Origin of the sequence: Pseudomonas sp. fls2-241-R2A-110, assembly GCF_030209165.1 — a bacterium.
GTDB lineage: Bacteria > Pseudomonadota > Gammaproteobacteria > Pseudomonadales > Pseudomonadaceae > Aquipseudomonas.
This window is the reverse complement of record NZ_JARVSN010000024.1, coordinates 42496-66078: the sequence shown is the minus strand read 5'-3', so window position 1 is coordinate 66078 and position 23583 is coordinate 42496. Positions and strand designations below refer to the sequence as shown.

Below are 23583 nucleotides of genomic sequence, written 5' to 3'. Positions count from 1 at the left end.
GGCTTTAAGGCTGACAATGCGACTGGCTTTCCCCACATTATTGTTCACTGCCGTGGCCCTGTTATTGGCTGCCACCGGTGTGAATGCCGCACCGCAACATGCGTTGACCGTGTACGGCGAACCGGCGAAGTATCCCGCCGACTTCAGTCATTTTGCCTACACCAACCCGCAAGCCCCCAAAGGCGGCACGATGCGTCGTTCCGCCATCGAAATCGGCCATTTCGACCATATCCTGCCGTACATCGACAAGGGCATTGGTGTCACGCAGATCGACGGCTTGATCTACTCACCGCTGGCTCAGCGTTCGCTGGACGAGCCCTACACCGTGTATGGCCTGGTGGCGCAAAAGATGGAACGCCCGGACGACGGCTCGTACCTGCGCTTCTACCTGAATCCGAAAGCGCGTTTCGCCGACGGCACACCGATCACCGCCGAAGACGTGCGCTATACCTTCGACCTGCTGATGACCCAGGGCAGCCTGCGCTATCGCACGCAATTCGCCGATGTCAAAGGCGTCGAAGTGGAATCGCCCCTGACGGTTCGGTTCGACTTCAAAAGCAACGAAAACCGTACCCTGCCCCTCGACATCGCGACCTTGCCGGTGTTTCCCGAACACTGGTGGAAGACCCGCGATTTCGCCAATGGCGGCGGGTACGAAGCGCCGCTGGGCAGTGGCCCTTACAAGGTGAGCAAGGTCGACTCCGGTCGCAGCATCACCTTCGAACGCAACGCCGACTGGTGGGGCAAGGACTTGCCGGTCAGCCGCGGCCTCTACAACTTCGATCGTTTCAGCATCGAGTACTTCGGCGATACCGACGTCGCGCGCCAGGTGCTGCGTGGCGGCGCCTATGATTACAACCGCGAATTCTCCGCCACCGGTTATTCCATCGGCTACGACAGCCCGGCCCTGAGCGACGGTCGCCTGCAGAAAGCGCATCTGGCCACGCAAGCGCCGCAACCGGCCCAGGGTTTCGTGTTCAACCTGCAAAACCCGATATTCCAGGACCGCCGCGTGCGTCAGGCACTGGCCATGCTGTGGGATTTCGAGTGGAGCAACCGGCAGATGATGCGCGACATGTACATCCGCCAGCAGAGCTTCTTTTCCAACACCGACCTCGCCGCCCGCAAGCTGCCGGATGCCGGCGAGCTGGCGATTCTCGAACCGTTGCGTGGACAAATCCCCGACGAAGTCTTCACTCAGGTCTTCGAAGCACCGAAGACCGATGGCAGCGGCTTGATTCGCGACAAACAACTGCAAGCCCTGGACCTGCTCGAACAGGCCGGCTGGAAACCCGATGGCGATCAGTTGGTCAACGCCGAAGGCACGCCGTTGAGCTTTACCTTCCTGGTCAGCCAGAACGGCATGGACCGACTCCTGCTGCCTTACAAACGCACGCTGAAGCAGATCGGCATCGACATGAACATCCGTCGCATCGACTCCTCGCAGTACGTGAACCGGCTGATGAGCCGCGACTACGACATGATTGTCACCGGTTATCCGGTCACCACTTCACCCGGGAGCGAACTGTTCAACTACTTCGGATCGATCTCGGCCACCGACCCCGGCGCCAATAACTACATGGTGCTGAAGAACCCGGCGGTGGATACGCTGATCACCGGCCTGGTCCGCGCCACCACCCAGCCCGAGATGCTGCGCTACGCCCACGCCCTGGACCGGGTGCTGCAATGGAATTACTACTGGATTCCCAACTACTACCCGCCGGGCACCTCCACCGTGTGGTGGAACCGTTTCGGCATGCCTAACGAGCAAGCCAGCAATGACGAGGCCATCGAGACCTGGTGGGAAATCAGCACCACGCCGCTGACCAACCAGCAGATGACCGCCGAGAAAATCAGCCGTGGCAAACCCGGAGGGCCGCATTGATGTGGGCTTATATACTGCGGCGCCTGCTGCTGATCATTCCGACCTTGGTGATCATTCTTCTGGTCAACTTCATCATCGTCCAGTCGGCGCCGGGCGGTCCGGTGGAACAGGCCATCGCGCATCTGCAAGGCATCGGTGGCGCGACGGTCGGCGGCGGTTCCGGCGAGACCATGTCCGGCACCTCCCGTGCCAGTCGAGGCCTTGACCCGCAACTGATCAAGGACATCGAAAAACAATACGGCTTTGACAAGCCGGCCCCGCAACGCCTGTGGCTGATGCTCACCAGTTACGCGCGCCTGGACTTCGGCAAAAGCTTCTTCCGTGGCGCGACCGTTACCGACCTGATCCTGGAAAAGATGCCGGTGACCATTTCCCTCGGGCTCTGGGCCACGCTGATCACCTATCTGGTGTCGATTCCTTTGGGCATCCGCAAGGCTGTGCACCACGGCAGTCATTTCGACATCTGGAGCAGCACCGCGATCATCATCGGTTATGCGATGCCGGCGTTCCTGTTCGCGATGTTCCTGATCGTGGTCTTTGCCGGTGGCACCTCGCTGAACTGGTTTCCGGTGCGCGGGCTGGTGTCGGACAACTTCGATTCGCTGTCAACCGTGGGCAAGATCGCCGACTATTTCTGGCATCTGGTATTGCCCGTGACGTCGCTGGTGATCGGCGGCTTCGCGACACTGACGATCCTCACCAAGAACTCGTTTCTCAATGAAATCACACGCCAATACGTCATCACTGCCCGCGCCAAAGGCATGAGCGAACGGCGTGTGCTCTACGGCCACGTGTTCCGCAATGCGATGCTGCTGGTGGTGTCGGGGATTCCCCAGGCGTTCATCAGCGTGTTCTTTGCCGGCTCACTGCTGATCGAGGTGATTTTCTCCCTCGACGGCCTCGGACGCATGAGTTACGAAGCCGCCGTGTCGCGGGATTATCCGGTGGTGTTCGGCTCGCTGTTCATCTTCACGCTGTTCGGTCTTTTGATAAAACTCATCGGCGATCTTTGCTACACCCTGGTCGACCCGCGTATCGACTTCGCCGCGAGGAATGCCTGATGTTCAAGCTCTCGCCGTTAGGCCGTCGTCGCTTTGAACGCTTCAAGAAGAACCGCCGGGGCTGGTGGTCGCTGTGGTTGTTTGTCGGCTTGTTCCTGTTGACCCTGGGCGGCGAACTGATCGCCAACGACAAACCGCTGGTGGTCAGTTACCAGGGTCAATGGTATTTCCCGGTGTTCAAGCGTCACACCGAGCAGGAGTTCGGCGGGCAATTGCCGTTCCAGGCTGACTATCGCAGTGACTACGTGCAGAAGCTGATTAAAAAGGATGGCGGCTGGATGCTGTTTCCACCGATTCCGTTCAGTGACGACACGCCGAACTACGACCTCGACAAACCTGCGCCGAGCCCGCCTTCCAGCGTCAACTGGCTGGGCACCGACGACCAGGCCCGGGACGTCATGGCCAGGGTGATTTTCGGCGCGCGAGTCTCGATCCTGTTTGCGCTGATGCTGACCTTTGTCAGCGCACTGATCGGCATCGCCGCCGGTGCGTTGCAGGGCTACTACGGCGGCTGGGTCGATCTGATCGGTCAGCGTTTGCTGGAGGTCTGGTCCGGGTTGCCGGTGCTGTACTTGCTGATCATTTTGTCGGGGTTCGTCGAGCCTAATTTCTGGTGGCTGCTGGGAATCATGGCGCTGTTCTCCTGGCTCGCGCTGGTCGATGTGGTGCGCGCCGAGTTCCTGCGCGGGCGCAACCTGGAATACGTCAAGGCCGCCCGTGCGCTGGGCCTCACCGACCGCAAAGTCATCGTGCGGCACATTCTGCCCAATGCGATGAACGCGACCTTGAGCTACCTGCCGTTCATTCTCACCGGCGCGATTTCCACCCTCACGGCCCTGGATTTCCTCGGTTTCGGCATGCCCGCCGGCAGCGCGTCGCTGGGCGAGTTGATTGGCCAGGGCAAGCAGAACCTGCAGGCGCCGTGGCTGGGATTGACGGCGTTTTTTACCCTGGCGCTGATTCTTTCCTTGCTGGTGTTCATTGGCGAAGCGCTGCGTGATGCGTTTGATCCACGATCTTGAGACGGACCATTTATGAGTATCAACCTGATCGAAATCCGTGACCTCAGCGTGGCCTTCAGCGGCCAGACGGTGGTGCGCAACCTGAGCCTGGACATTCGCCCCGGTGAGTGCCTGGCGCTGGTGGGCGAGTCGGGCTCCGGCAAGTCGGTGACGGCGCATTCGATTCTGCAATTGCTGCCCGAGACCGGTACCGAAACCACCGGCAGCATCCGCTATCGCGGCAGGGAACTGCTCGGAGCGCCGGCCAAGGTATTGCGTGAGTTACGCGGCAACCGCATCGCGATGATTTTTCAAGAACCGATGACGTCGCTCAATCCGTTGCACAGCATCGAAAAGCAGATCGGCGAAACCCTGCTGCTGCACAAAGGCCTGGTCGGCAAACCTGCCCAGGCGCGAATTCTTGAGCTGCTGCACCTGGTGGGCATCCAGAATCCCAAAGAGCGGCTCAAGGCCTATCCTCATCAGCTGTCCGGCGGTCAGCGTCAACGCGTGATGATCGCCATGGCGCTGGCCTGCGAGCCGGAACTGCTGATCGCCGACGAACCCACCACCGCGCTCGACGTGACGGTACAGCGCAAGATCCTGATCCTGCTCAAGTCCCTGCAGCAGCGGCTCGGCATGTCGTTGTTGCTGATCAGCCACGACCTCAATCTGGTGCGCAGCATCGCCCAGCGGGTGTGCGTGATGAAGGCCGGCGAGATCGTCGAGCAGGCCCCCTGCGAGACGCTGTTTACCGAACCCAAACATCCTTATAGCTGTGTGCTGCTCAACGCCGAGCCGGAAGGCGAAGCCCTGCCCCGTGACGAGCGCGAAAACGTGCTGGAAGTGGACGATCTACGCGTGCAGTTCGCCCTCGGTGGTGGGCTGTTCCAGCGCAAGACGTACCTCAAGGCCGTGGACGGCATCAGCCTCAACATTCAGCGTGGCAAAACCCTGGGCATCGTCGGCGAGTCCGGATCGGGCAAGTCGACGCTGGGCCAGGCGATCCTGCGCTTGCTCGACTCCGAAGGCAGCATCCGTTTTCAGGGCGAGGCGCTGGACGGCCTGACGCAAAAGCAGCTGCGGCCTTGGCGCAAGAAGATGCAGGTGGTGTTCCAGGATCCGTATGGCAGCCTCAGCCCGCGAATGTCCGTGGCGCAGATCATTAGCGAAGGGCTGGAAGTCCACAGTCAGTTGACGGCTGAGGAGTGCAAGGCCGAGGTGATTCGTGCACTGGAGGAAGTGGGCCTGGATCCGCAAAGCCGCCATCGTTACCCGCACGAATTTTCCGGCGGCCAACGCCAACGCATCGCCATCGCCCGGGCCCTGGTGCTGAAACCGGCGCTGATATTGCTCGACGAGCCAACTTCGGCGCTGGATCGCACGGTACAAAAACAAGTAGTCGCCCTGCTCCGCCAGCTTCAGGAACGGCACGGCCTGACCTACCTGTTTATCAGTCATGACCTGGCGGTGGTGCGCGCCCTGGCCCACGACATGATCGTGATCAAGGACGGCAAAGTGGTGGAAAGCGGTGCCAGCCATGAGGTGTTTGAATCGCCGCAGCACCCGTACACCAAAGAGCTGTTGGCGGCAGCGCATCTGCAACAACCATAATCGCGTGCTTGCCGATGAACCGTATCGCTGCCTTCGCGGGCAAGCCCGCTCCCACGGTTGACCGAAGCATCCAGTCGGACGCGGTTAAGTGTGGGAGCGGGCTTGCCCGCGAAGAGGCCACTACAAGCAACACACCATCAGGATCTGCGCCATGAACACCACCGAAAGCCTCAAGGATTATCAGCGAGTTCGCTTGCTGGCGATCCGTTCGCTGTTCGAGATCATCGAGCAGTCCAGCGAGGGCACGGTGATTGTCGATCGTGACGCCAACATCGTCTGGATGAACGAGCGTTATGCCCGGCGATTTGGCCTGGAGTCGGCCGAAGGCGCGATTGGCAAGGCCTGCGAAAGCGTGATCCCCGGCAGTTTGCTGCGCGAGGTGGTGCGCACCGGACGACCGATCTTGCTCGACATGCAAGACACACCCAAGGAACCGCTGGTGGTGATGCGCCTGCCGATCCATGACGATGCCGGCGCCGTGATCGGTGCCATTGGTTTTGCCCTGTTCGACGAATTACACAGCCTCTCGCCGATGCTCAAGCGCTACCTGAGCATGCAGGAAGAACTGGCCTCGACCCGCTCGCTGCTGCGCGCGCGGCAGACCAAATACAACTTCGCCCATTTCATCGGCACCAGCGCCGCCAGCCTGGAAGTCAAACGCCGCGCCCGCCGCAGTGCCAGCGCCGAGTCACCGGTGTTGTTGCTCGGCGAAACCGGCACCGGCAAGGAGCTGCTGGCCCAGGCGATCCACGGTGCTTCACCCCGGGCGCACAAGGCCTTTGTCAGCATCAACAGCGCGGCGATTCCCGAGTCGTTGCTGGAAGCCGAGTTTTTCGGCACCGCACCGGGCGCATTTACCGGCGCGGATCGCAAGGGCCGGGCCGGCAAGTTGCAGATCGCTCAGGGCGGCACGCTGTTCCTCGATGAAATCGGCGACATGCCGCTGCCGCTGCAAAGCAAACTGCTGCGCGTGCTGCAGGAAAAAGAGTTCGAGCCGGTCGGTTCCAATGAAGTGATCCAGAGTGATGTGCGCGTCATCGCCGCCACCTCTACGGATCTGGAAGCGGCCATCAAGCGCGGCGAGTTCCGTGCCGACCTGTATTACCGACTCAACGTGCTGCCGATCAACGTACCGCCGCTGCGAGATCGTCTCGACGATTTGCCCGCCCTCAGCGAAGCGATCCTTGAGGAGTTGCGCAGCCAGCATGAGTTGAACCCCGAGGCGCTGGAACTGCTGGGGCAACACGCCTGGCCGGGGAACATTCGCGAACTGCGTAATGTGCTGGAACGCGCGGCATTGCTCAGCGATGACCTGGTGTTGAACGCCGGAGACATCCGTGCGGCGATCGGCACCTTTACGCCGGTGGAGCGTGCGACGCCGCTGATGATGGAGCCAGTCGCGCACGAGACCTTTAGTGAAGCCCGGGAGCGGTTTGACCGGCAGTTGATTGAAGCCACCCTGGCGCAATGTGGGGGGAAGGTGATCGAAGCGGCGGCGCAGTTGGGGCTGGGACGGTCTACTTTGTATAAGAAGATGGTGGCATTGGGGATTGCCGAGTCTCTATAACAAGACATAAATCTCCATTTGTAGACAGAGCATCGCGAGCAAGCTCGCTCCCACATTCGACCTCATTCTCAGGTACGGCGCGGTCAGTCTGTGGGAGCGAGCTTGCTCGCGATGAGGCCATTGCAACCCACGAAAGTCTCAGAACAGAGACGACTCTTTCTTCGCCAGCCCCTAAAATTTAAATTTATTCATATATTTCAATAACTTAAGTTAATGGCACGAATCTCGCTAAAGCCCTCTCCCACAAAAGATCCACCCTACAAAAATAACAATCCAGGAGACACACCATGAGTGTGATCATTGCCTTGGCAGCCCTAGCGCTGCTGATGCTGGCTGCTTACCGTGGCTACAGCGTTATCCTCTTCGCCCCGATTGCCGCCCTCGGCGCCGTTCTGCTTACCGACCCTTCCGCCGTCGCCCCCGCCTTCACCGGGGTGTTCATGGAGAAAATGGTCGGCTTCATTAAATTGTATTTTCCGGTGTTCCTGCTCGGCGCCGTGTTCGGCAAGCTGATCGAGTTGTCGGGCTTCTCGCGCTCCATCGTCGCGGCCGCCATTCGCTTGCTCGGCACTCGCCAGGCGATGCTGGTGATCGTGCTGGTCTGTGCCCTGCTCACTTACGGCGGCGTGTCGTTGTTCGTCGTGGTGTTTGCGGTCTACCCGTTTGCCGCTGAAATGTTTCGCCAGAGCAATATTCCCAAGCGCCTGATCCCGGCGACCATCGCCCTTGGCGCGTTCTCGTTCACCATGGACGCCCTGCCCGGCACCCCGCAGATCCAGAACATCATCCCCAGCACCTTCTTCAACACCACCGCCTGGGCGGCACCGTGGCTGGGTGTGATCGGCGCGATTTTCGTGTTCTGCGCCGGCATGCTGTTTCTTCAGCGCCAGCGCAACAAGGCTCAAGCTGCGGGTGAAGGCTATGGCACCGAACTGCGCAACGAGCCGGAAACCGCGGCCGACATCAAGCTGCCAAATCCGTGGATCGCACTGTCGCCGCTGCTGGCCGTGGGCATCATGAACCTGCTGTTCACCCAGTGGATTCCGCAGTGGTACGGCAAGACCCACAGCCTCGCGCTGCCGGGCATGGCCACGCCGGTGACCACCGACATCGCCAAACTGACCGCAATCTGGGCAGTTCAGGCGGCCTTGCTGGTCGGCATCATCATGGTGCTGGTGTTTGGCTTCCAGGCGATTCGCGGCAAATTGGCCGAGGGCAGTCGCGCTGCGGTCAGCGGATCGTTGCTGGCGGCGATGAACACTGCGTCGGAATACGGTTTTGGTGCGGTCATCGCCTCCTTGCCAGGCTTCCTGGTGCTGGCTGACTGGCTCAAAAGCATCCCCAATCCGCTGGTCAACGAAGCCGTGACCGTGACCTTGCTGGCCGGCATCACCGGTTCCGCATCGGGCGGCATGAGCATCGCGCTGGCGGCCATGGCCAATGACTTCATCGCCGCGGCCCACGCCGCCAACATCCCGCTGGAGGTGTTGCACCGGGTGGCCGCGATGGCCAGCGGCGGCATGGACACCTTGCCGCACAACGGCGCGGTGATCACCTTGCTGGCGGTCACCGGCCTGACCCACCGCGAGGCCTACAAAGACATTTTCTGTATTACGCTGATCAAGACCCTGGCGGTTTTTGTGGTGATCGGCACTTTCTACGCCACTGGCATTGTGTGAGGTATTCATGACGACTCTTTCGGGCAAGACCGCACTGGTTACCGGTTCCACCAGCGGCATCGGCTTGGGGATCGCCCTCAGCCTGGCCAAGGCTGGCGCCAACGTGGTCCTCAACGGTTTCGGCGATGCCTCTGCGGTTATCGCCGAAGTCCAGCAATACGGCGGCAAGGTCGGCCATCACCCGGCCGATGTCAGCGACCCGGCGCAGATTGCCGACATGGTCAGCTACGCCGAACGCGAGTTCGGCGGCATCGACATCCTGGTCAATAATGCCGGGATCCAGCACGTGGCCTCGGTGGAAGAATTTCCCGTGGAGCGCTGGGACTCGATCATCGCGATCAACCTGTCCTCGGTGTTTCACAGCACCCGCCTGTGCCTGCCGCGCATGCGAGCCAAGAACTGGGGGCGGATCATCAACATTGCCTCGGTGCATGGCCAGGTCGGCTCGGTCGGCAAGGCGGCGTACGTGGCCGCCAAGCATGGCGTGATCGGCTTGACCAAGGTGGTCGGGCTGGAAACGGCCACCACGCCTGTCACCTGCAATGCCATTTGCCCTGGCTGGGTGTTGACGCCATTGGTGCAGAAGCAGATTGATGATCGGATCGCCACGGGGATCGATCCGCAACAGGCGCAGCATGATTTACTGGCCGAGAAACAACCGTCACTGGAGTTCGTCACCCCGTCGCAACTGGGTGAACTGGTGCTGTTCCTGTGCAGCGAAGCGGGAAGCCAGGTGCGGGGCGCGGCGTGGAATATTGATGGTGGGTGGTTGGCGCAGTAAGCAACCGCTGGACCGCGTTATCGTTCATCGCGGGCAAGCCACGCTCCCACAGGTTTTGCGTCGAACCACACATTCGGCGACACCCACAAAACCTGTGGGAGCGTGGCTTGCCCGCGATCGAGTGCGAAGCACTCGTCAACAACAAGAGGCAAACCATGTCCGACATCCTCTGGCAACCCAGCGCCCAGCGCATCAGCAAGACCCGCATGGAAGCCTTTCGGCGCTTCGTCATCGCGCGCCACCACATTCACCTCGACGACTACGCCGCCCTGCACCAATGGTCCATCGACCAGCGCGAAGCGTTCTGGCAGGCGATCGTCGACTTCTTTGATATCCGCTTCCACGATCAGCCCGACGCAGTGCTGGTCGAGGGCGTGCAGATGCCCAGCGCCCAGTGGTTCCCCGGTGCGACCCTGAACTTCGCCGAGCACCTGTTGCGCCGTCGCGACGATGCCGTGGCCGTGATTGCCATTGGCGAGAACGGCCAGCGTGAACACCTGACCTGGGCCGAACTGGCTGAGCATGTCGCCGGTTTTCAACACAGTTTGATCGCCGCTGGCGTGGTCCTTGGCGACCGTGTCGCCGCGTGCATGCCCAACACCTGGCAAACCCTGGTGGCGATGCTTGCCACCACCAGCCTGGGGGCGATCTGGTCCTGCTCGTCACCGGACTTCGGCACTCAGGGCGTGATCGACCGCTTCGGCCAGATCGAGCCAAAGGTGCTGATCACCTGCGCCGGTTATCGCTACGCCGGAAAAGACATCGACCAGCGTGCCAAGGTCAATGAAATCCTCGAACGCCTGCCATCCTTGCAGCAGTTGATCGTGGTGCCTTACGCCCTCCCGCAAGCACGCATCGGACACTTCCACACCCGGGCGAATGTAACGTTGTGGGACGATTTCTACGACGTCGGCGGCGAGCCGGATTTCGTGCCCGTGCCCTTCTCGCACCCGCTGTACATCCTCTATTCCAGCGGCACCACCGGCGTGCCGAAATGCATCATCCACAGCACCGGCGGCGTGTTGCTGCAGCACGTCAAGGAGCATGGCCTGCATTGCGACCTCGGCCCCGGCGACCGCTTGTTCTACTACACCACCTGCGGCTGGATGATGTGGAACTGGCTGGTCTCGGCCCTGGCCGTGGGCAGCGCCGTGGTGCTGTACGACGGGTCGCCGTTTCATCCGAACCCGGAGCGTTTGATCGACCTGATCGACGATGAACGCATCAGCGTTTTTGGCACCAGCCCGAAATACCTGGCGACCCTGGAAAACAACGGCGTCAAGCCACGCGAAAGCCATGACCTGAGCAGCCTGAAAACCCTGCTCTGCACCGGTTCCGCGCTGTCACCGCAGAGCTACGATTACATCTACCGCGACTTCAAGACCGACCTGTGCCTGGCGTCGATGTCTGGCGGCACTGACATCGTTTCGTGCTTTGTGAACAGCAACCCGTTCGAGCCTGTGCGTCGCGGCGAAATTCAGGGCAAGAGCCTGGGCATGGCAGTCGAAGTCTGGAACGACGATGGTCGACCGGTCATTGGCAAAAAAGGTGAGCTGGTCTGCACCCGGCACTTCCCGGCCATGCCCATCGGCTTTTGGAATGATCCGCAGCAGGAAAAACTGCACGCGTCCTATTTCAGCCAGTTCCCCGGCGTCTGGGCTCAGGGCGACTACGCCGAGCAACTGCCCCACGGCGCAATGATGATCCACGGGCGTTCGGACGCCGTGCTCAACCCTGGTGGGGTGCGCATCGGCACCGCGGAAATCTACCGTCAGGTGGAGAAAGTCCCGCAGGTGCAAGACAGCGTGGCCATCGGTCAGCAATGGCAGGACGACGTGCGGGTGGTTCTGTTCGTGCGATTGCGCGACGGTGTCGAGCTCGACAACGCGCTGCAACAACAGATCCGCGACGTCATCCGCGCCAACACCACGCCACGGCATGTGCCGGCGAAGATTGTCGCGGTGACGGACATCCCGCGGACCATTAGCGGCAAGGTGGTCGAGTTGGCGGTGCGCAATGTCGTGCATGGGCAAAAGGTGAAGAATACCGACGCGCTGGCCAATCCCGAAGCGCTCGAACAATTCCGTAACCGCCCGGAACTCCAGGACTAGCTGTTCAGAAACAATGTAGGAGCTGTCGAGTGAAACGAGGCTGCGATCTTTTGACTTTGATTTTTTAAAACAAGATCAAAAGATCGCAGCCTCGTTTCACTCGACAGCTCCTACAGGGGATCCTGTCAGTCCATGAGGCCCCATTCCCCGGAGGCTGGCTGAGTGGATGGCGCCGCGTCGGCATGCAACTTCAGCCGCAGGCGCAGGTTGTTCACCGAATCCGCATGCTTGAGCGCTTCTTCCTCGCTGATTGCCCCTTCGACAACCAACCCGTATAGCGCTGCGTCAAATGTCTGCATGCCCAGTTCCACCGACTTCTCCATGATCCCCTTGAGATCGGCAAACTCGTTGCTGCGAATCAGGTCGGCAATGGTTGGTGTGCCCAGCATCACTTCCACCGCTGCCCGACGCTGACCGTCGCGGGTGCGCACCAGGCGTTGGGAGACAAACGCCTTGAGGTTGTTGCCCAGGTCATGCAGCAGTTGCGCGCGGCGTTCTTCGGGGAAAAAATTGATTATGCGGTCCAGCGCCTGATGGGCGTTGTGCGCATGCAAGGTAGAAATCACCAGATGGCCAGTGTCGGCGAATGCCAGTGCGTGCTCCATGGTTTCCCGGTCACGGATTTCGCCGATCAGCACCACATCCGGGGCCTGGCGCAGGGTGTTTTTCAAGGCAGCATGAAAACTGCGGGTATCGACCCCGACTTCACGCTGATTGATGATCGAACGCTTGTGGCGATGGATGTATTCGATCGGGTCTTCGATGGTAACGATATGGCCACTGCTGTGACGGTTGCGGTAATCGATCAGCGCCGCCAGAGACGTGGACTTGCCCGAAGCCGTAGCCCCGACGAACAGCATCAGTCCTTGCTTGAGCATCACGGTTTCGAGCAGCACCGCTGGCAGCTTGAGGTCTTCGAAGCGTGGAATGTCGAGCTTGATGTTGCGCGCAACAATTGACACATCGTTGCGCTGCTTGAAGATGTTGACCCGAAAGCGGCCGATGCCCGGCAGCGAAATGGCCAGGTTCATTTCCAGTTCACGATCGAACTCCAGACGCTGTTCGGCGTCCATGATGGACTCGGCAATGGCCGCGACTTCCCCCGGTTTGAACGGTTGATCGGCCAGCGGCTTGAGCACGCCGTCGAACCGTGCGCTGGGTGGCGCACCGGTGGACAGGTAAAGATCGGATCCGTCCTGATGGGCCAGTATCCGTAACAACACATCGATTTCCATGGCAAAAAGCACCCGCGAAGCATTCAATGAAAAAATAATGACCTGAAGCGGGTCATCCAGCGTCTATCGCCCTGCAAGGATAGTAGACGCCGCCACACCGACTTAAGTGCAGGACAATTTGATGAGCGCATCACCGAAGGGCAGCGATGCCCAGGCTTTGATTGCCAGACTGGACTGGGCAAGCACCCCGCTGGGGGCTGCCAGTACCTGGCCACAGAGCCTGCGCACCGCCGTGGACATCGTGATTCATTCGCCGATGCCGATGTTGTTGCTGTGGGGCCCGCAGCTCACGCAGATCTATAACGACGGCTTCGCCCTGCTCGCTGGCAGCAAGCATCCACACGCTTTCGGACAACCGACGCACCAGATCTGGCCAGAACTCAAAGACTTTACCGACCCTATTTACAGCGCGGTCCTACAAGGCCAGGTGCGAACCTACAGCGAACAACGCTTTACCCTGCAACGCAACGGACAGGATTCGGACTTCTGGCTCGACCTGACCTACAGCCCGATCCGCGATGAAAGCGCCGAGGTGGCCGGGATTCTGGTCACGGCCATCGAAACCAACGAACGCCGACGCATCGCCCTGGAGCTCGAACAACGCTCGGCCGCCAGCCTCAAGGCCCAGCAGGAAACCGAACAGCGTCTGCAACTGGCGTTGGCCGCGACCGACGCCGTGGGCACCTGGGATTGGGACATCGGTGAGGACCGCTTCATCGCCGACGCGCATTTTGCCCAGTTGCATGGCGTCGATCCGGCGCTGGCCGGTCAATTGCCGATCACTGAATACCTTCAGGGTGTGCACCCGGAGGACCGGGGGATGATTGCCCGCAGCATCAAGCACTGCATCGCCAATGGCAGCGAGTACGCCGAGGAGTATCGCTTGTTGCAGCCCGATGGGCAGCAACGCTGGGTGTTTGCCCGGGGTCGTTGCTACAAGGACCACCATGGTCGGCCGATCCGTTTCCTCGGCGCCGCACTGGACTTGACCGAGCGCAAACACACCGAACAGGCCTTGCGTCAGAGCCAGACCGAGCTGCAACTGATCATCAACGCCATGCCGATCCTGATCAGCTACGTGGACAGCGAGGAACGCTTTCGCCTGAACAACGCCGCCTACCTCGACTGGTACGGACTGACACCTCAGGAGCTGTATGGGAAAACCATCCGTGAAGTGCTGGGCGAAGAAGCCTATGCCTTGCGCGCCGACTACATTGCCCAGGCACTGTCCGGCATAACTTGCTGTTTCAGCATCAGTACGCCGCACCGCGACGGAAGTCTGCGCCACGCGCTGATGAATTACCTGCCGCGCCATGGTCCGGACGGCGCCGTGAACGGTTTCTACATTTTTGTGATCGATGAAACCGAGCGCAAACAAACCGAAGAAGCCCTGCGCAACCTCAACGAAACCCTTGAGGAGCGGGTCGCCGCGCGTACCCGACAACTGGCCGAGGCCAACCAGAAGCTGCAAAACGAAATGGTCGAACGCGAGCGCGCTGAAGAGGCGTTGCGCCACGCACAGAAGATGGAGGCGGTCGGCCAGCTCACGGGCGGCATCGCCCATGACTTCAACAACATGCTCACCGGGATCATCGGCAGCCTCGACCTGATGCAGCGCTACATCGCTGACGGGCGCGTCGCCGAAATCGGCCGTTTCACCGAAGCCGCGGTGTCTTCGGCCAATCGCGCGGCCGCATTGACCCATCGTCTGCTGGCGTTCTCCCGGCGCCAGTCGCTGGATCGCAAGCCGCTGAACGCCAACGAACTGGTGCACTCGCTGGAAGATCTGCTCAGCCGCACCAAAGGCGATCACATTGAACTCAAGCTGCAATTGGCCGACGAGGTGTGGCCGATCAGCACCGACGTCAGCCAACTGGAAAACGCCTTGCTCAACCTGGTGATCAACGCCCGGGACGCCATGCCCGATGGCGGTGAATTGCTGATTGAAACCGCCAACATTTACCTCGACGGCACTGACATCACCACCCTGGAACCGGTCAAGGCCGGGGATTACGTGATGATTGCCGTCAGCGATAACGGCACCGGCATGACGCCTTCGGTGCTGGCCAAGGCCTTCGACCCGTTCTTCACCACCAAACCCATCGGCCAGGGCACGGGCCTGGGGTTGTCGATGATCTATGGTTTCGTCCAGCAATCAGGCGGTCACGTCAGCCTGTTCAGCGTGCCGGGAGAGGGCACCAGCGTGCGGTTGTACTTGCCACGGTTGCACGTCCTGGAACCGCAAAACGTCCTGATGCCATCGCCTGGCGAGACGCCGCCAGCGATTGCCGGCGAAACCGTGTTGTTGGTGGAGGACGACCCGGCGGTGCGCATGCTGGTGCTCAATCTACTCAACGAGTTGGGTTATCACGCCCACGAAGCCGAAGATGCGAAGGCCGCCCTGCCCTTGCTTGAATCCGACCTGCGGGTCGATCTGCTGGTGACCGATGTCGGCCTGCCGGGAATGAACGGTCGACAACTGGCGGAAATCGCTCGCCAGCATCGGCCGGCCCTCAAAGTGCTGTTCATGACCGGTTATGCGCAGAAGGCGGCGGAACGCCAGGGGTTCCTGGAAGAAGGCATGGACATGGTCGCCAAGCCCTTTTCCATCGATCTGCTGGCCAACAAGATTCGCACGATGATCGGCCAACCGGAGTGAGTTGAGGCATAATCGCGCGCCCCACGCTGGCACCAACATAGCCATCACCGTTGCAAGGTACCGCCAATGAAAGCTCAAGCCCGCCATATTCTGGTGAAAACCTCGGAAGAAGCCGAGCAGCTCAAACAACGCATCGCCAAGGGCGAAGCCTTCGATGTGCTGGCCAAGAAGTACTCCACCTGCCCATCCGGCAAACGCGGCGGCGACCTGGGCGAAGTGCGCCCCGGGCAAATGGTCGGAGTGATCGATGCGGTGATCTTCAAGAAACCGCTGCGGGTGGTGCATGGGCCGATCAAGAGCAAGTTTGGGTATCACCTGGTGCAGGTGTTTTACCGGGATTGATCGATTGGCTATGGGTCCTCATCGCGGGCAAGCCCGCTCCCACACTGGTTCTGCGGTGTGCACAAATCACCTGTGGGAGCGGGCTTGCCCGCGATCCGATTGCGCAGCAATCGGCCATTCTCCATTTATCGGGGGATCAACGCCCCCGGCACCTGAATCACCCGGCTCGCCAAGCGATGCCCGGCCTCGGCCGCTTCCACCGGGCTCCCGCCCTTGAGCCGACTGGCCAGATACGCTGCACTGAACGAATCCCCCGCCGCCGTGGTGTCGACCACTCGCTCGACCTTCTGCGCCGGCACCTCGAACGACTCGCCATCACACCGAATCAAACAGGCCTCGGCGCCGCGTTTGAGCACCACTTCAGGCGTGCCGATCTGCTCGTAAGCGGCAAACACCGCCGCGCTATCGGAAAAGTGAAACAGCGCTTGCTCATCATCGACGGTCAACAATGCCAGGTCGATGTAAGGCAGGACGCTGCGATACGCCGCTCGCGCCTCTTCGACCGAGGCCCACAAACGTGGCCGGTAGTTGTTGTCGAACACAATCCGCGCATCGCGCTGTCGGGCTTCGATCAGGGTTTCCAGCAACCTCTCTCGGCCTTGCGCGCCGAGCACCGCCAGGGTGATGCCGCTGAAATACAGCACGTCGTAATCCGGCAATGCCGCCAGGATCGGTGCGGCGGCCGGGGTGGTGAAGCAATCGCGCACCGCCGCTTCATTGCGCCAATACAGGAAACGCCGTTCGCCAGCGGCATCGGTTTGAATGCAGTACAAACCGGGCAATCGCCCGGGCAGGCGCTGGACCATGCCCAGCCCGACGTTTTCGCTCGCCCAGCTCTGGCACATGGCATCGCTGAAACTGTCATCGCCCAGGGCGGTGACGTAATCGACGACACCGCTTGAGCCCAGTTCCCGGGACAAGTAGACCGCGGTGTTCAAGGTATCGCCGCCGAAGCTTTGTTGCAGGCTGCCGTCGGCGCGTTGTTGCAGTTCGATCATGCACTCGCCGATCAGGGCGATGCGCGGCGTGTGGGGGCCGAGGGTGCTGATGGTGGTCATTGTTATGGGGTCTCTGGTGTTGCGATGTTGTCTGGGCTGATGCCATCGCGAGCAAGCTCGCTCCCACAGGGATTGTGTGAGCACTGAAGATCCCATGTGGGAGCGAGCTTGCTCGCGATAGCCGCGCCTCGGTCTGAAGCCTTAGAAACAGGTTTCCATAGTTTCGATGACATTCAATTGCTCATCTACCAGACACCCGGTGCGCCATTTGTCGAACGTCAGGCACGGGTGGGAAGTGCCAAACGAAATAATGTCGCCCACGCGCAACTCAATTCCGGGAGTCACGGTCATGAACGCGTGCTGGTCCATTACCGCCGTCACCTTGCACGCGCTGACATCGTCGCCGCTCGCCGGCACGACACCCGCCTTGTAACGCAGCAGTGGCACCGGCAAACCCGCGTCGTAGGCGACGTCACGTTTGCCCAGGGCAATCACCGCAAACCCCGGCTCGGGCAACGACTGCACATGCGCCCAGACTTCCAGTGCCGGGCGCAGCCCCTCGTTCAGGTCACTGCGACGATCGAGCACGCAGCATTGTGCTTCTTTGTAGATGCCATGGTCGTGGGCGACATAGCTGCCAGGGCGCAACACGCTGAGGAAGCGTCCGCTGGCGTTTTGCGCTTCGAACTCTTCGGCAATCAAGTCATACCAGGCCGACCCCGAGGCCGTGATGATCGGTTTGGGAATCGCAAAAGCGCCGCTGTCCTGCAACTGCACCGCCAGGCGCACCAGCGACCCGGCGAAGGCGCGGATGCCCGAGACTGCATGATCACCGTGGATCACGCCTTCATAGCCTTCGATGCCGGTCAGTGCCAACGCTGGCTGGGCGCCGATGGCCTTGGCCAGCGCGACCACTTCCTCTTCGGTGCGGCAACCGCAACGCCCGCCGACCACGCCGTACTCGATCATCACGTTCAAGCGCACACCGCGAGACGCGAAATACGCCCCGAGGTCAGCGACGTTGTCCGGGTGATCGACCATGCAGTGGAACTCGAAGGTCGGGTCGGCCAGCAAGTCGGCGATCAGCGCCATGTTCGGCGTACCCACCAGTTGGTTGGCCATCAGCACCCGGCGCACGCCGTGGGCATACGCTGCACGGGTCTGCGTGGCGCTGGCCAGGGTGATGCCCCAGGCGCCGGCGTCCAGTTGGCGGCGGAACAATGCCGGCGTCATGCTGGTTTTGCCGTGAGGCGCGAGTTCGGCGCCGCTGTTGCTGACAAACGCCTGCATCCAGCGAATGTTGTGCTCCAGCGCATCGCGATGCAGCACCAAGGCAGGCAGGCTGACATCGCGTACCAGGTTGGCGCCGGTCTGGGCAAAGCCCTTTTCCACAGCGGCAGTATTTTGGGCAGTAGACATGGTCGAACTCCTCACATTCGCGGCCGCAGGCAGCCGCGGTTATTCGTTGATGCGCCGGGCGAGGCTATTGGCGCTGTCGATCAGCACCCGGCGATAGTCGTTGTAATTGTTTTTCGCATCGGCGCGCGGAGCGACAATGCACAGGGTCGCAATGGCCACGCCGCTCGGGTCTTTGACCGGGGCGGCGAAGCAATGGGTAAAGGTGTCGGCGACGCTATCGAAGGAGAAAAAGCCATCGATATGCGCCTGACGGATTTCACCGAGAAATTGCTCCAGTGGCAGGCGTTCGCCATTGGGCAGGATGAAGTCGTCGTGATCGATCAGGTCGATGATTTCCTGATCGCTCAAGTGCGCCAGTAACAGGCGCCCGGAAGCGGTCCAGGGAATCGGCGCGTTCTCGCCGATGTCAGAGGAAATGCGGAAATGCCGCTCGCCCTCCTTCATCAACGCCACCGTGTATTTACGCCCGTTGAGCAGGCACATCTGCGCGGTTTCATGGGTCTGGCTGACGATCTCCTGCAAGGCGTGATCGGCCTCGCGGGTCAAGTCGAAATGACGCAAGTGCGCCTGCCCGAGGAAGTACAGCTGGCGGCCGAGGTAAACATGACCGTCCTTGCCCACAGGTTCCAGAATTCGTCGTTCCAGCAGCGAAGCGACCAGTTCGTAGACCGTGGATTTCGGGCTGCCAATGCCGCTGGCGATTTCATTGGGGCGCAACGGCTTGCCGACTTCCTTGAGGAAATCGAGGATATCGAACGCCCGGTCCAGACCGCGTGCCCGGCGCTTGATGGTGTCTTCGGTCATTTCTGTGGTTCCCATACAAATTCGCCGGGGAGTTTACCTAGAGTGCTGTGTTAACCGTTAGGCCGCCATCGCGAGCAGGCTCACTCCCACATTTGGAATGCATTCCCCTGTAGGAGTGAGCCTGCTCGCGATGGCGTCACCGCAAATCTCAGGCCTTTTTCTTGTAAGCAATGCAGTCGATCTCGACCTTGCAATCAACCATCATGTTCGCCTGCACGCAGGCCCGGGCCGGGGCGTGTTCGGGTTTGAAATACTCGGAGAAGACCTTGTTGAAACTGGTGAAATCCCTTGGGTCTTCCAGCCACACGCCAGCACGCACCACGTCTTCCAGGCCATAACCGGCCTCTTCGAGAATCGCGATCAGGTTCTTCATGGTCTGGTGGGTCTGCTCGACGATGCCACCGATGATGATCTCGCCATCCAATGCCGGCACCTGCCCGGAAACGTGCAGCCAGCCATCGGCTTCAACGGCGCGGGCGAAAGGGCGAGGCTGACCGCCAGCGGCGGTGCTGCCGGTGCCGTAACGAGTAATGCTCATGAGTGTTTCTCCTGATTGAAACGTTAAAAAACTTTTGAAAAAAATCAGAACCGCGTGTTCTTGAGAAACTCAGCCAGACGCGGTGATTGCGGGCGCTCGAACAGTTCCTTGGGAGGCCCCTGCTCTTCGATTCGCCCCTGATTCATGAAAACGATCTTGTCCGAGACCTCGAAGGCAAAGCGCATTTCGTGGGTCACCAGCAGCATGGTCATGCCATCTTCGGCCAGTCCCTTGATCACGTTCAGCACTTCGCCGACCAGTTCCGGATCGAGGGCCGAGGTGACTTCGTCGAACAGCATCAGGCTGGGGTTCATCGCAATTGCCCGGGCAATCGCCACACGCTGTTGCTGGCCGCCGGACAACTGGCCCGGGTAGTGATCGCGCCGCTCCAGCAGGCCGACACGCTCCAGCCACTTTTCTGCCAGGGCAACGGCCTCGTCCTTGTGCAGTTTCTTGACCTTGAGCAAGCCCAGGGTGACGTTCTGCAGCGCCGTGAGGTGCGGGAACAGGTTGAATTGCTGAAACGCCATGCCGGTCATCGCGCGATGCCGGGCAATGACCTTTTCCGGGTGCCGCACGCGTTTGCCGTTGATCTCGTCATAGCCGATGGATTCGCCGTCGAGCATGATCTGCCCGCCTTGAAACTCTTCGAGCATGTTCACGCAGCGCAGCAGCGTGGTCTTGCCCGAGCCGCTGGAACCGATCAGCGTGACGACGTTGCCGCGCTGCATGGTCAGGTCGACGCCCTTGAGCACTTCGAGCTTGCCGTACTGTTTGTGCAGGCCGCGAATGTCCAGCAGGGCCTGGCCGTTTTGAGGATCTTTTGCGTTAGAGAGCGAAGATTGAGTCATGGCAAGGCCACCCGCTTTTCAATGTGCCGGCCGAGTAATTCGATGGCGTAGTTGATGACGAAAAACAGAAATCCGGCGAACAGGTAAAACTCCAGGGTCATGAAGGTCCGGGCAATGATCTGCTGTGTGCTGAGCAACAACTCGGCCACACCGATCACCGACAGCAAGGTCGAGGCCTTGACGATCTCGGTCGATGAGTTGACCCACGTCGGCAGGATCTGCCGCAGTGCCTGAGGCAACAGCACGTAACCGAGCGACTGATAAAACGTCAGGCCGATGGCCTTGCTCGCTTCCATCTGGCCGCTGGGCAAGGCCTGTAACGCGCCGCGCACGATTTCGGCGACGTGAGAGCCGCAAAACAATGTCAGTCCCAAGGCACCGGCCTGAAACGCACTGATCTGCCAGCCCAGCGCCGGCGCCATATAGAAGCAGGCCAGCACCAGCACAAACACCGGCGTGCCACGAATGATGTCGACGTAAAAGCGGAACGGTGCGCGCATCCAGACATTGCCGTAGGTCAGCACCAGACCGGCGACAATGCCGACCAGCGTGCCCAGCAAAATCGCCAGCGCCGAGACCTGCACACTGGTCAAGAAGCCTTGCCACAGCACTTCGCGGGCAACCCATAGTTCATGTAGCCAACTGGGTGATTCGTACATGAGGGCCTCCTATCGGCGGATCGCCAGACGCTGCTCGAGGTAACGCAGCATCATGGCAATGAGGTAACAGGCCGCAACATAGAGCGCTGTGGTCACCAGCCAGGTTTCAATCACCCGGTAGCTTTCGACATTGATCTTGCGCGCGTAATAGGTCAGCTCCGGCACGGCAATCGCCGCCGCCAGCGAGGTGTCCTTGAACAGTGAAATAAAGTTGTTCGACAAGGCTGGCAGCACGTTGCGCAGCATCACCGGGACGGTGACATACGCCTTGACCTGCCACTCGCCGAGCCCGATGGCGAGTCCGGCTTCACGCTGGCCCTTGGGAATACTCAACAAGCCACCCCGGAACACTTCGGTCAGGTACGCCCCGGCATACAGCGACAGGGTGATGATGAACGACGGGATCTTGTCCAGGCGGATGCCCAGGCTCGGCAAGGCAAAGTAGATCAACAGAATCAACACCAGAATCGGCGTATTACGGATCACCGTCACATACACCGACGCCAGCACCCGCAATGCGCGGTGCTTTGAAAGCAAAGCAAACGCCATCATCAGGCCGATCACGCAGCCGATGGCGATCGACACCAGTGCCAGTTCAAGGCCCAGACCGAGCCCCGCCAGCAAGGTGTCGAAATCGCGCCATACGGCGGCAAAGTTCAACTGATAGTTCATGGTCAGCAGTACCTTGAGCGGGGCGACTCGTCATCGCCCCGCTCTCACGGGATCATTTGAATTCGACAGGGAAACCAATAGCAGGGGTAGGCAGCTCTACGCCGAACCACTGCTTGAAGGACGCCGCGTAAGTCGGGAACTCAACGCCGGTCATGGCTTCATGCAGGGTGGTGTTGACGAAATTCAGCCAGTCCTGGTCGCCGCGTTTAACCGCGCAGGCGTAGGTTTGCGGGCTCCAGGCGTAGGCCGGGCTGCGATAGCGGCCAGGGTTCTGCACCATCAGGTATTTGACCGACGACTGATCGGTGGCTGCTGCGTCGGCACGGCCGGAGTTCACGGCCTGGTACATCAAATCGACGCTGTCGTACTGATCGACCTTGGCCTTGGGCAGCGCCTGATGCACCAGCTCCTCGGCGTACACGTTCTGCAACACCGCCACCGTCACGCTGTCGTTGGCGGCCTTGAGGTCTTCGATTTCCTTGTACTTGCTGTTGGCCGGCAGCAACAGGCCGACGCCTTCGCGGTAATACGGCAGCGTGAACGCCACTTGCTGCGCGCGACTGGCAGTCACGGTGATGAACTGGCAACTGATGTCGACCTTGTCGGTCAGCAGGTTGGGGATCCGCGCATCGGAAGACTGCACCACGAACTCGACCTTGGTCGGATCGTTGAACAACCCCTTGGCGATCATGCGCCCGATGTCGATATCAAACCCCTGCAACTTGCCATCCGCTCCCTGGAAATGCCACGGCGCATTGGTACTGCCCGTGCCCACAATCAATTTGCCGCGGGCCAGCACGCTATCGAGCTTGCTGTCCGCCGCCTGGGCCATACCCATGGCAGCGGCAGAAGCCGCGAGAACAAAAACACACGCTTTTAACAAGGAAGGTCGGCGATGCATGGCAAGCACTCCAGGGTGATGTGTATTCCGTTATACCGGACGTAGGTGTGTAACAACGGAATAGACAGCAGAAAGTGTGCCACAGGTTGCGGGGGGAATGTAGGGGGGATTGAAAAGTGTTTTGAATCAAAAGGATGGATTCGAGGATCGAATCGACGTTACCAATCGCAACCTACAAAAATCGCTACCGTTGGCCACAACGCACGGGTACTTGCACCCCAATCAGGGCATAGCGATTCAAAATGAAGCAGATCGCTACCTGTAATTTCTGACAGTAGACCCACCCCTGCGCGCTCCTTTACCGTCTACGAACGCTCGATGTCGTTGTCAAAAGGAGATTTTCAATGAGCTCGAATCCCAGCCAAACCACTCTCGCCCCGGTCTATCGCAAGGCCCTGAGCACCTGGCGCCCAGTGATTCTTTATTTCGGCAGTCAACACTGTCCCGCCTGCGAAATGGCCGGGCCGATTTTTCGCAGGATCGCTGAGGCTTATCGGCATTTCGCGCACATTTATATGCTGGTCATGGAGCAGTCGCCTCGGCACCCGAACGTCACCGGCTCACCGACCGTGCTGTTTTATAAGGACGGGAAGCTGCTGAAGAAGCTCAAAGGGATCGGCACCGAGGACACCTTGGCGCAAGATTTCGCCCGGCACATCGGCAAGGTGAGGCCGCCAGCGGTGAAGCACAAACCGCGGCATGACCTGGTGTGGTTGCGCCAGACATTACGCAGGTTGTGCACTGTGCCTCGCGCCACGTCGCGATTGAGCCGTGAGACCTGGCGGTAATCTGTGGCATTTTTTGTG

20 protein-coding genes are annotated in these 23583 nt (G+C 60.4%); 11 read left to right on the top strand and 9 right to left on the bottom strand.

Features of this window, described 5'->3' with window-relative positions; genetic code table 11:
* Positions 1-16: 16 nt before the first annotated feature.
* The 8 genes from QRN31_RS19970 (at position 17) to QRN31_RS19935 (ending at position 11699) form a co-directional block, all read left to right on the top strand.
* Positions 17-1885: an extracellular solute-binding protein gene (locus QRN31_RS19970; RefSeq protein WP_285434014.1), complete on the top strand. Its 1869-nt coding sequence runs from the start codon at positions 17-19 to the stop codon at positions 1883-1885.
* Positions 1885-2946, top strand: a complete 1062-nt coding sequence (locus QRN31_RS19965; RefSeq protein ID WP_285434012.1) for a microcin C ABC transporter permease YejB — start codon at positions 1885-1887, stop codon at positions 2944-2946. Before QRN31_RS19970 ends, QRN31_RS19965 begins: the two co-directional genes overlap by 1 nt.
* A complete protein-coding gene (locus tag QRN31_RS19960) occupies positions 2946-3968 on the top strand; it encodes an ABC transporter permease (RefSeq protein WP_259155057.1) in 1023 nt (340 codons plus the stop codon). The genes QRN31_RS19965 and QRN31_RS19960 overlap by 1 nt, the downstream gene beginning before the upstream one ends.
* 12 nt (positions 3969-3980) lie before the next feature.
* The gene (locus QRN31_RS19955; protein ID WP_285434011.1) at positions 3981-5561 is read left to right on the top strand and encodes an ABC transporter ATP-binding protein; all 1581 of its coding nucleotides are present in this window, start codon (positions 3981-3983) and stop codon (positions 5559-5561) included.
* Positions 5562-5712: 151 nt separating this feature from the next.
* Positions 5713-7128 (top strand): sigma-54 interaction domain-containing protein, encoded by a 1416-nt coding sequence (locus tag QRN31_RS19950; protein WP_285434009.1) that lies wholly within the window; start codon positions 5713-5715, stop codon positions 7126-7128.
* A 287-nt stretch (positions 7129-7415) separates the two neighbouring features.
* Positions 7416-8807, top strand: coding sequence for a GntP family permease (locus QRN31_RS19945; RefSeq protein ID WP_285434007.1), 1392 nt, complete (start codon positions 7416-7418; stop codon positions 8805-8807).
* A gap of 7 nt (positions 8808-8814) precedes the next feature.
* Positions 8815-9588 carry a 3-hydroxybutyrate dehydrogenase gene (gene hbdH / locus QRN31_RS19940; protein WP_285434005.1) on the top strand — a complete coding sequence of 258 codons (774 nt, stop codon included), beginning with the start codon at positions 8815-8817 and terminating at the stop codon, positions 9586-9588.
* 155 nt (positions 9589-9743) lie between these two features.
* On the top strand, positions 9744-11699 hold the full coding sequence (locus QRN31_RS19935) for an acetoacetate--CoA ligase (protein WP_285434003.1): 1956 nt from the start codon (positions 9744-9746) through the stop codon (positions 11697-11699).
* A gap of 125 nt (positions 11700-11824) precedes the next feature.
* Here QRN31_RS19935 and QRN31_RS19930 read toward each other — a convergent pair whose 3' ends face one another.
* Positions 11825-12934, bottom strand: a complete 1110-nt coding sequence (locus QRN31_RS19930; protein WP_285434001.1) for a PilT/PilU family type 4a pilus ATPase — start codon at positions 12932-12934, stop codon at positions 11825-11827.
* Between the two features lie 121 nt (positions 12935-13055).
* Here QRN31_RS19930 and QRN31_RS19925 point away from each other — a divergent pair, with 121 nt between their 5' ends.
* Together QRN31_RS19925 and QRN31_RS19920 are read left to right on the top strand one after the other, a co-directional pair.
* Positions 13056-15593: a PAS domain-containing hybrid sensor histidine kinase/response regulator gene (locus QRN31_RS19925; protein WP_285433999.1), complete on the top strand. Its 2538-nt coding sequence runs from the start codon at positions 13056-13058 to the stop codon at positions 15591-15593.
* A gap of 66 nt (positions 15594-15659) precedes the next feature.
* Positions 15660-15935 carry a peptidylprolyl isomerase gene (locus QRN31_RS19920; protein WP_007898282.1) on the top strand — a complete coding sequence of 92 codons (276 nt, stop codon included), beginning with the start codon at positions 15660-15662 and terminating at the stop codon, positions 15933-15935.
* Positions 15936-16060: 125 nt separating this feature from the next.
* Here QRN31_RS19920 and QRN31_RS19915 read toward each other — a convergent pair whose 3' ends face one another.
* The 8 genes from QRN31_RS19915 to QRN31_RS19880 form a co-directional block, all read right to left on the bottom strand.
* Positions 16061-16993 (bottom strand): sugar kinase, encoded by a 933-nt coding sequence (locus QRN31_RS19915; RefSeq protein ID WP_285433992.1) that lies wholly within the window; start codon positions 16991-16993, stop codon positions 16061-16063.
* 141 nt (positions 16994-17134) lie between these two features.
* Positions 17135-18352, bottom strand: a complete 1218-nt coding sequence (locus QRN31_RS19910; protein ID WP_285433991.1) for an amino acid deaminase — start codon at positions 18350-18352, stop codon at positions 17135-17137.
* A gap of 39 nt (positions 18353-18391) precedes the next feature.
* Positions 18392-19156, bottom strand: a complete 765-nt coding sequence (locus QRN31_RS19905) for an IclR family transcriptional regulator (RefSeq protein ID WP_090183462.1) — start codon at positions 19154-19156, stop codon at positions 18392-18394.
* 148 nt (positions 19157-19304) lie between these two features.
* Entirely contained in the window at positions 19305-19694 is a 390-nt protein-coding gene (locus tag QRN31_RS19900) for a RidA family protein (RefSeq protein WP_222586440.1), read from the bottom strand.
* Positions 19695-19738: 44 nt separating this feature from the next.
* Positions 19739-20545 carry an amino acid ABC transporter ATP-binding protein gene (locus tag QRN31_RS19895; RefSeq protein WP_285433988.1) on the bottom strand — a complete coding sequence of 269 codons (807 nt, stop codon included), beginning with the start codon at positions 20543-20545 and terminating at the stop codon, positions 19739-19741.
* A complete protein-coding gene (locus QRN31_RS19890; RefSeq protein ID WP_208668001.1) occupies positions 20542-21204 on the bottom strand; it encodes an amino acid ABC transporter permease in 663 nt (220 codons plus the stop codon). Before QRN31_RS19890 ends, QRN31_RS19895 begins: the two co-directional genes overlap by 4 nt.
* A 9-nt stretch (positions 21205-21213) precedes the next feature.
* Positions 21214-21876, bottom strand: coding sequence for an amino acid ABC transporter permease (locus QRN31_RS19885; RefSeq protein WP_008015908.1), 663 nt, complete (start codon positions 21874-21876; stop codon positions 21214-21216).
* Between the two features lie 52 nt (positions 21877-21928).
* Entirely contained in the window at positions 21929-22777 is an 849-nt protein-coding gene (locus tag QRN31_RS19880) for a transporter substrate-binding protein (RefSeq protein ID WP_222586439.1), read from the bottom strand.
* A gap of 344 nt (positions 22778-23121) precedes the next feature.
* On the opposite strand from QRN31_RS19880, the gene QRN31_RS19875 reads away from it, so the two are divergent.
* Positions 23122-23565, top strand: a complete 444-nt coding sequence (locus tag QRN31_RS19875) for a thioredoxin family protein (protein WP_285433979.1) — start codon at positions 23122-23124, stop codon at positions 23563-23565.
* Positions 23566-23583: the final 18 nt, after the last annotated feature.

Excerpts from the sequence above, each read along its gene's own strand:
- QRN31_RS19930 (WP_285434001.1), bottom strand. The coding sequence starts at position 12,934 with ATGGAAATCGATGTGTTGTTACGGATACTGGCCCATCAGGACGGATCC.
- QRN31_RS19935 (WP_285434003.1), top strand. The coding sequence starts at position 9,744 with ATGTCCGACATCCTCTGGCAACCCAGCGCCCAGCGCATCAGCAAGACC.
- QRN31_RS19910 (WP_285433991.1), bottom strand. The coding sequence starts at position 18,352 with ATGTCTACTGCCCAAAATACTGCCGCTGTGGAAAAGGGCTTTGCCCAG.
- QRN31_RS19900 (WP_222586440.1), bottom strand. The coding sequence starts at position 19,694 with ATGAGCATTACTCGTTACGGCACCGGCAGCACCGCCGCTGGCGGTCAG.
- QRN31_RS19925 (WP_285433999.1), top strand. The coding sequence starts at position 13,056 with ATGAGCGCATCACCGAAGGGCAGCGATGCCCAGGCTTTGATTGCCAGA.
- QRN31_RS19885 (WP_008015908.1), bottom strand. The coding sequence starts at position 21,876 with ATGAACTATCAGTTGAACTTTGCCGCCGTATGGCGCGATTTCGACACC.
- QRN31_RS19890 (WP_208668001.1), bottom strand. The coding sequence starts at position 21,204 with ATGTACGAATCACCCAGTTGGCTACATGAACTATGGGTTGCCCGCGAA.
- QRN31_RS19960 (WP_259155057.1), top strand. The coding sequence starts at position 2,946 with ATGTTCAAGCTCTCGCCGTTAGGCCGTCGTCGCTTTGAACGCTTCAAG.
- QRN31_RS19915 (WP_285433992.1), bottom strand. The coding sequence starts at position 16,993 with ATGACCACCATCAGCACCCTCGGCCCCCACACGCCGCGCATCGCCCTG.
- QRN31_RS19955 (WP_285434011.1), top strand. The coding sequence starts at position 3,981 with ATGAGTATCAACCTGATCGAAATCCGTGACCTCAGCGTGGCCTTCAGC.
- QRN31_RS19895 (WP_285433988.1), bottom strand. The coding sequence starts at position 20,545 with ATGACTCAATCTTCGCTCTCTAACGCAAAAGATCCTCAAAACGGCCAG.
- QRN31_RS19970 (WP_285434014.1), top strand. The coding sequence starts at position 17 with ATGCGACTGGCTTTCCCCACATTATTGTTCACTGCCGTGGCCCTGTTA.
- QRN31_RS19945 (WP_285434007.1), top strand. The coding sequence starts at position 7,416 with ATGAGTGTGATCATTGCCTTGGCAGCCCTAGCGCTGCTGATGCTGGCT.
- QRN31_RS19905 (WP_090183462.1), bottom strand. The coding sequence starts at position 19,156 with ATGACCGAAGACACCATCAAGCGCCGGGCACGCGGTCTGGACCGGGCG.
- QRN31_RS19920 (WP_007898282.1), top strand. The coding sequence starts at position 15,660 with ATGAAAGCTCAAGCCCGCCATATTCTGGTGAAAACCTCGGAAGAAGCC.
- QRN31_RS19965 (WP_285434012.1), top strand. The coding sequence starts at position 1,885 with ATGTGGGCTTATATACTGCGGCGCCTGCTGCTGATCATTCCGACCTTG.
- QRN31_RS19950 (WP_285434009.1), top strand. The coding sequence starts at position 5,713 with ATGAACACCACCGAAAGCCTCAAGGATTATCAGCGAGTTCGCTTGCTG.
- QRN31_RS19880 (WP_222586439.1), bottom strand. The coding sequence starts at position 22,777 with ATGCATCGCCGACCTTCCTTGTTAAAAGCGTGTGTTTTTGTTCTCGCG.
- QRN31_RS19875 (WP_285433979.1), top strand. The coding sequence starts at position 23,122 with ATGAGCTCGAATCCCAGCCAAACCACTCTCGCCCCGGTCTATCGCAAG.
- hbdH (WP_285434005.1), top strand. The coding sequence starts at position 8,815 with ATGACGACTCTTTCGGGCAAGACCGCACTGGTTACCGGTTCCACCAGC.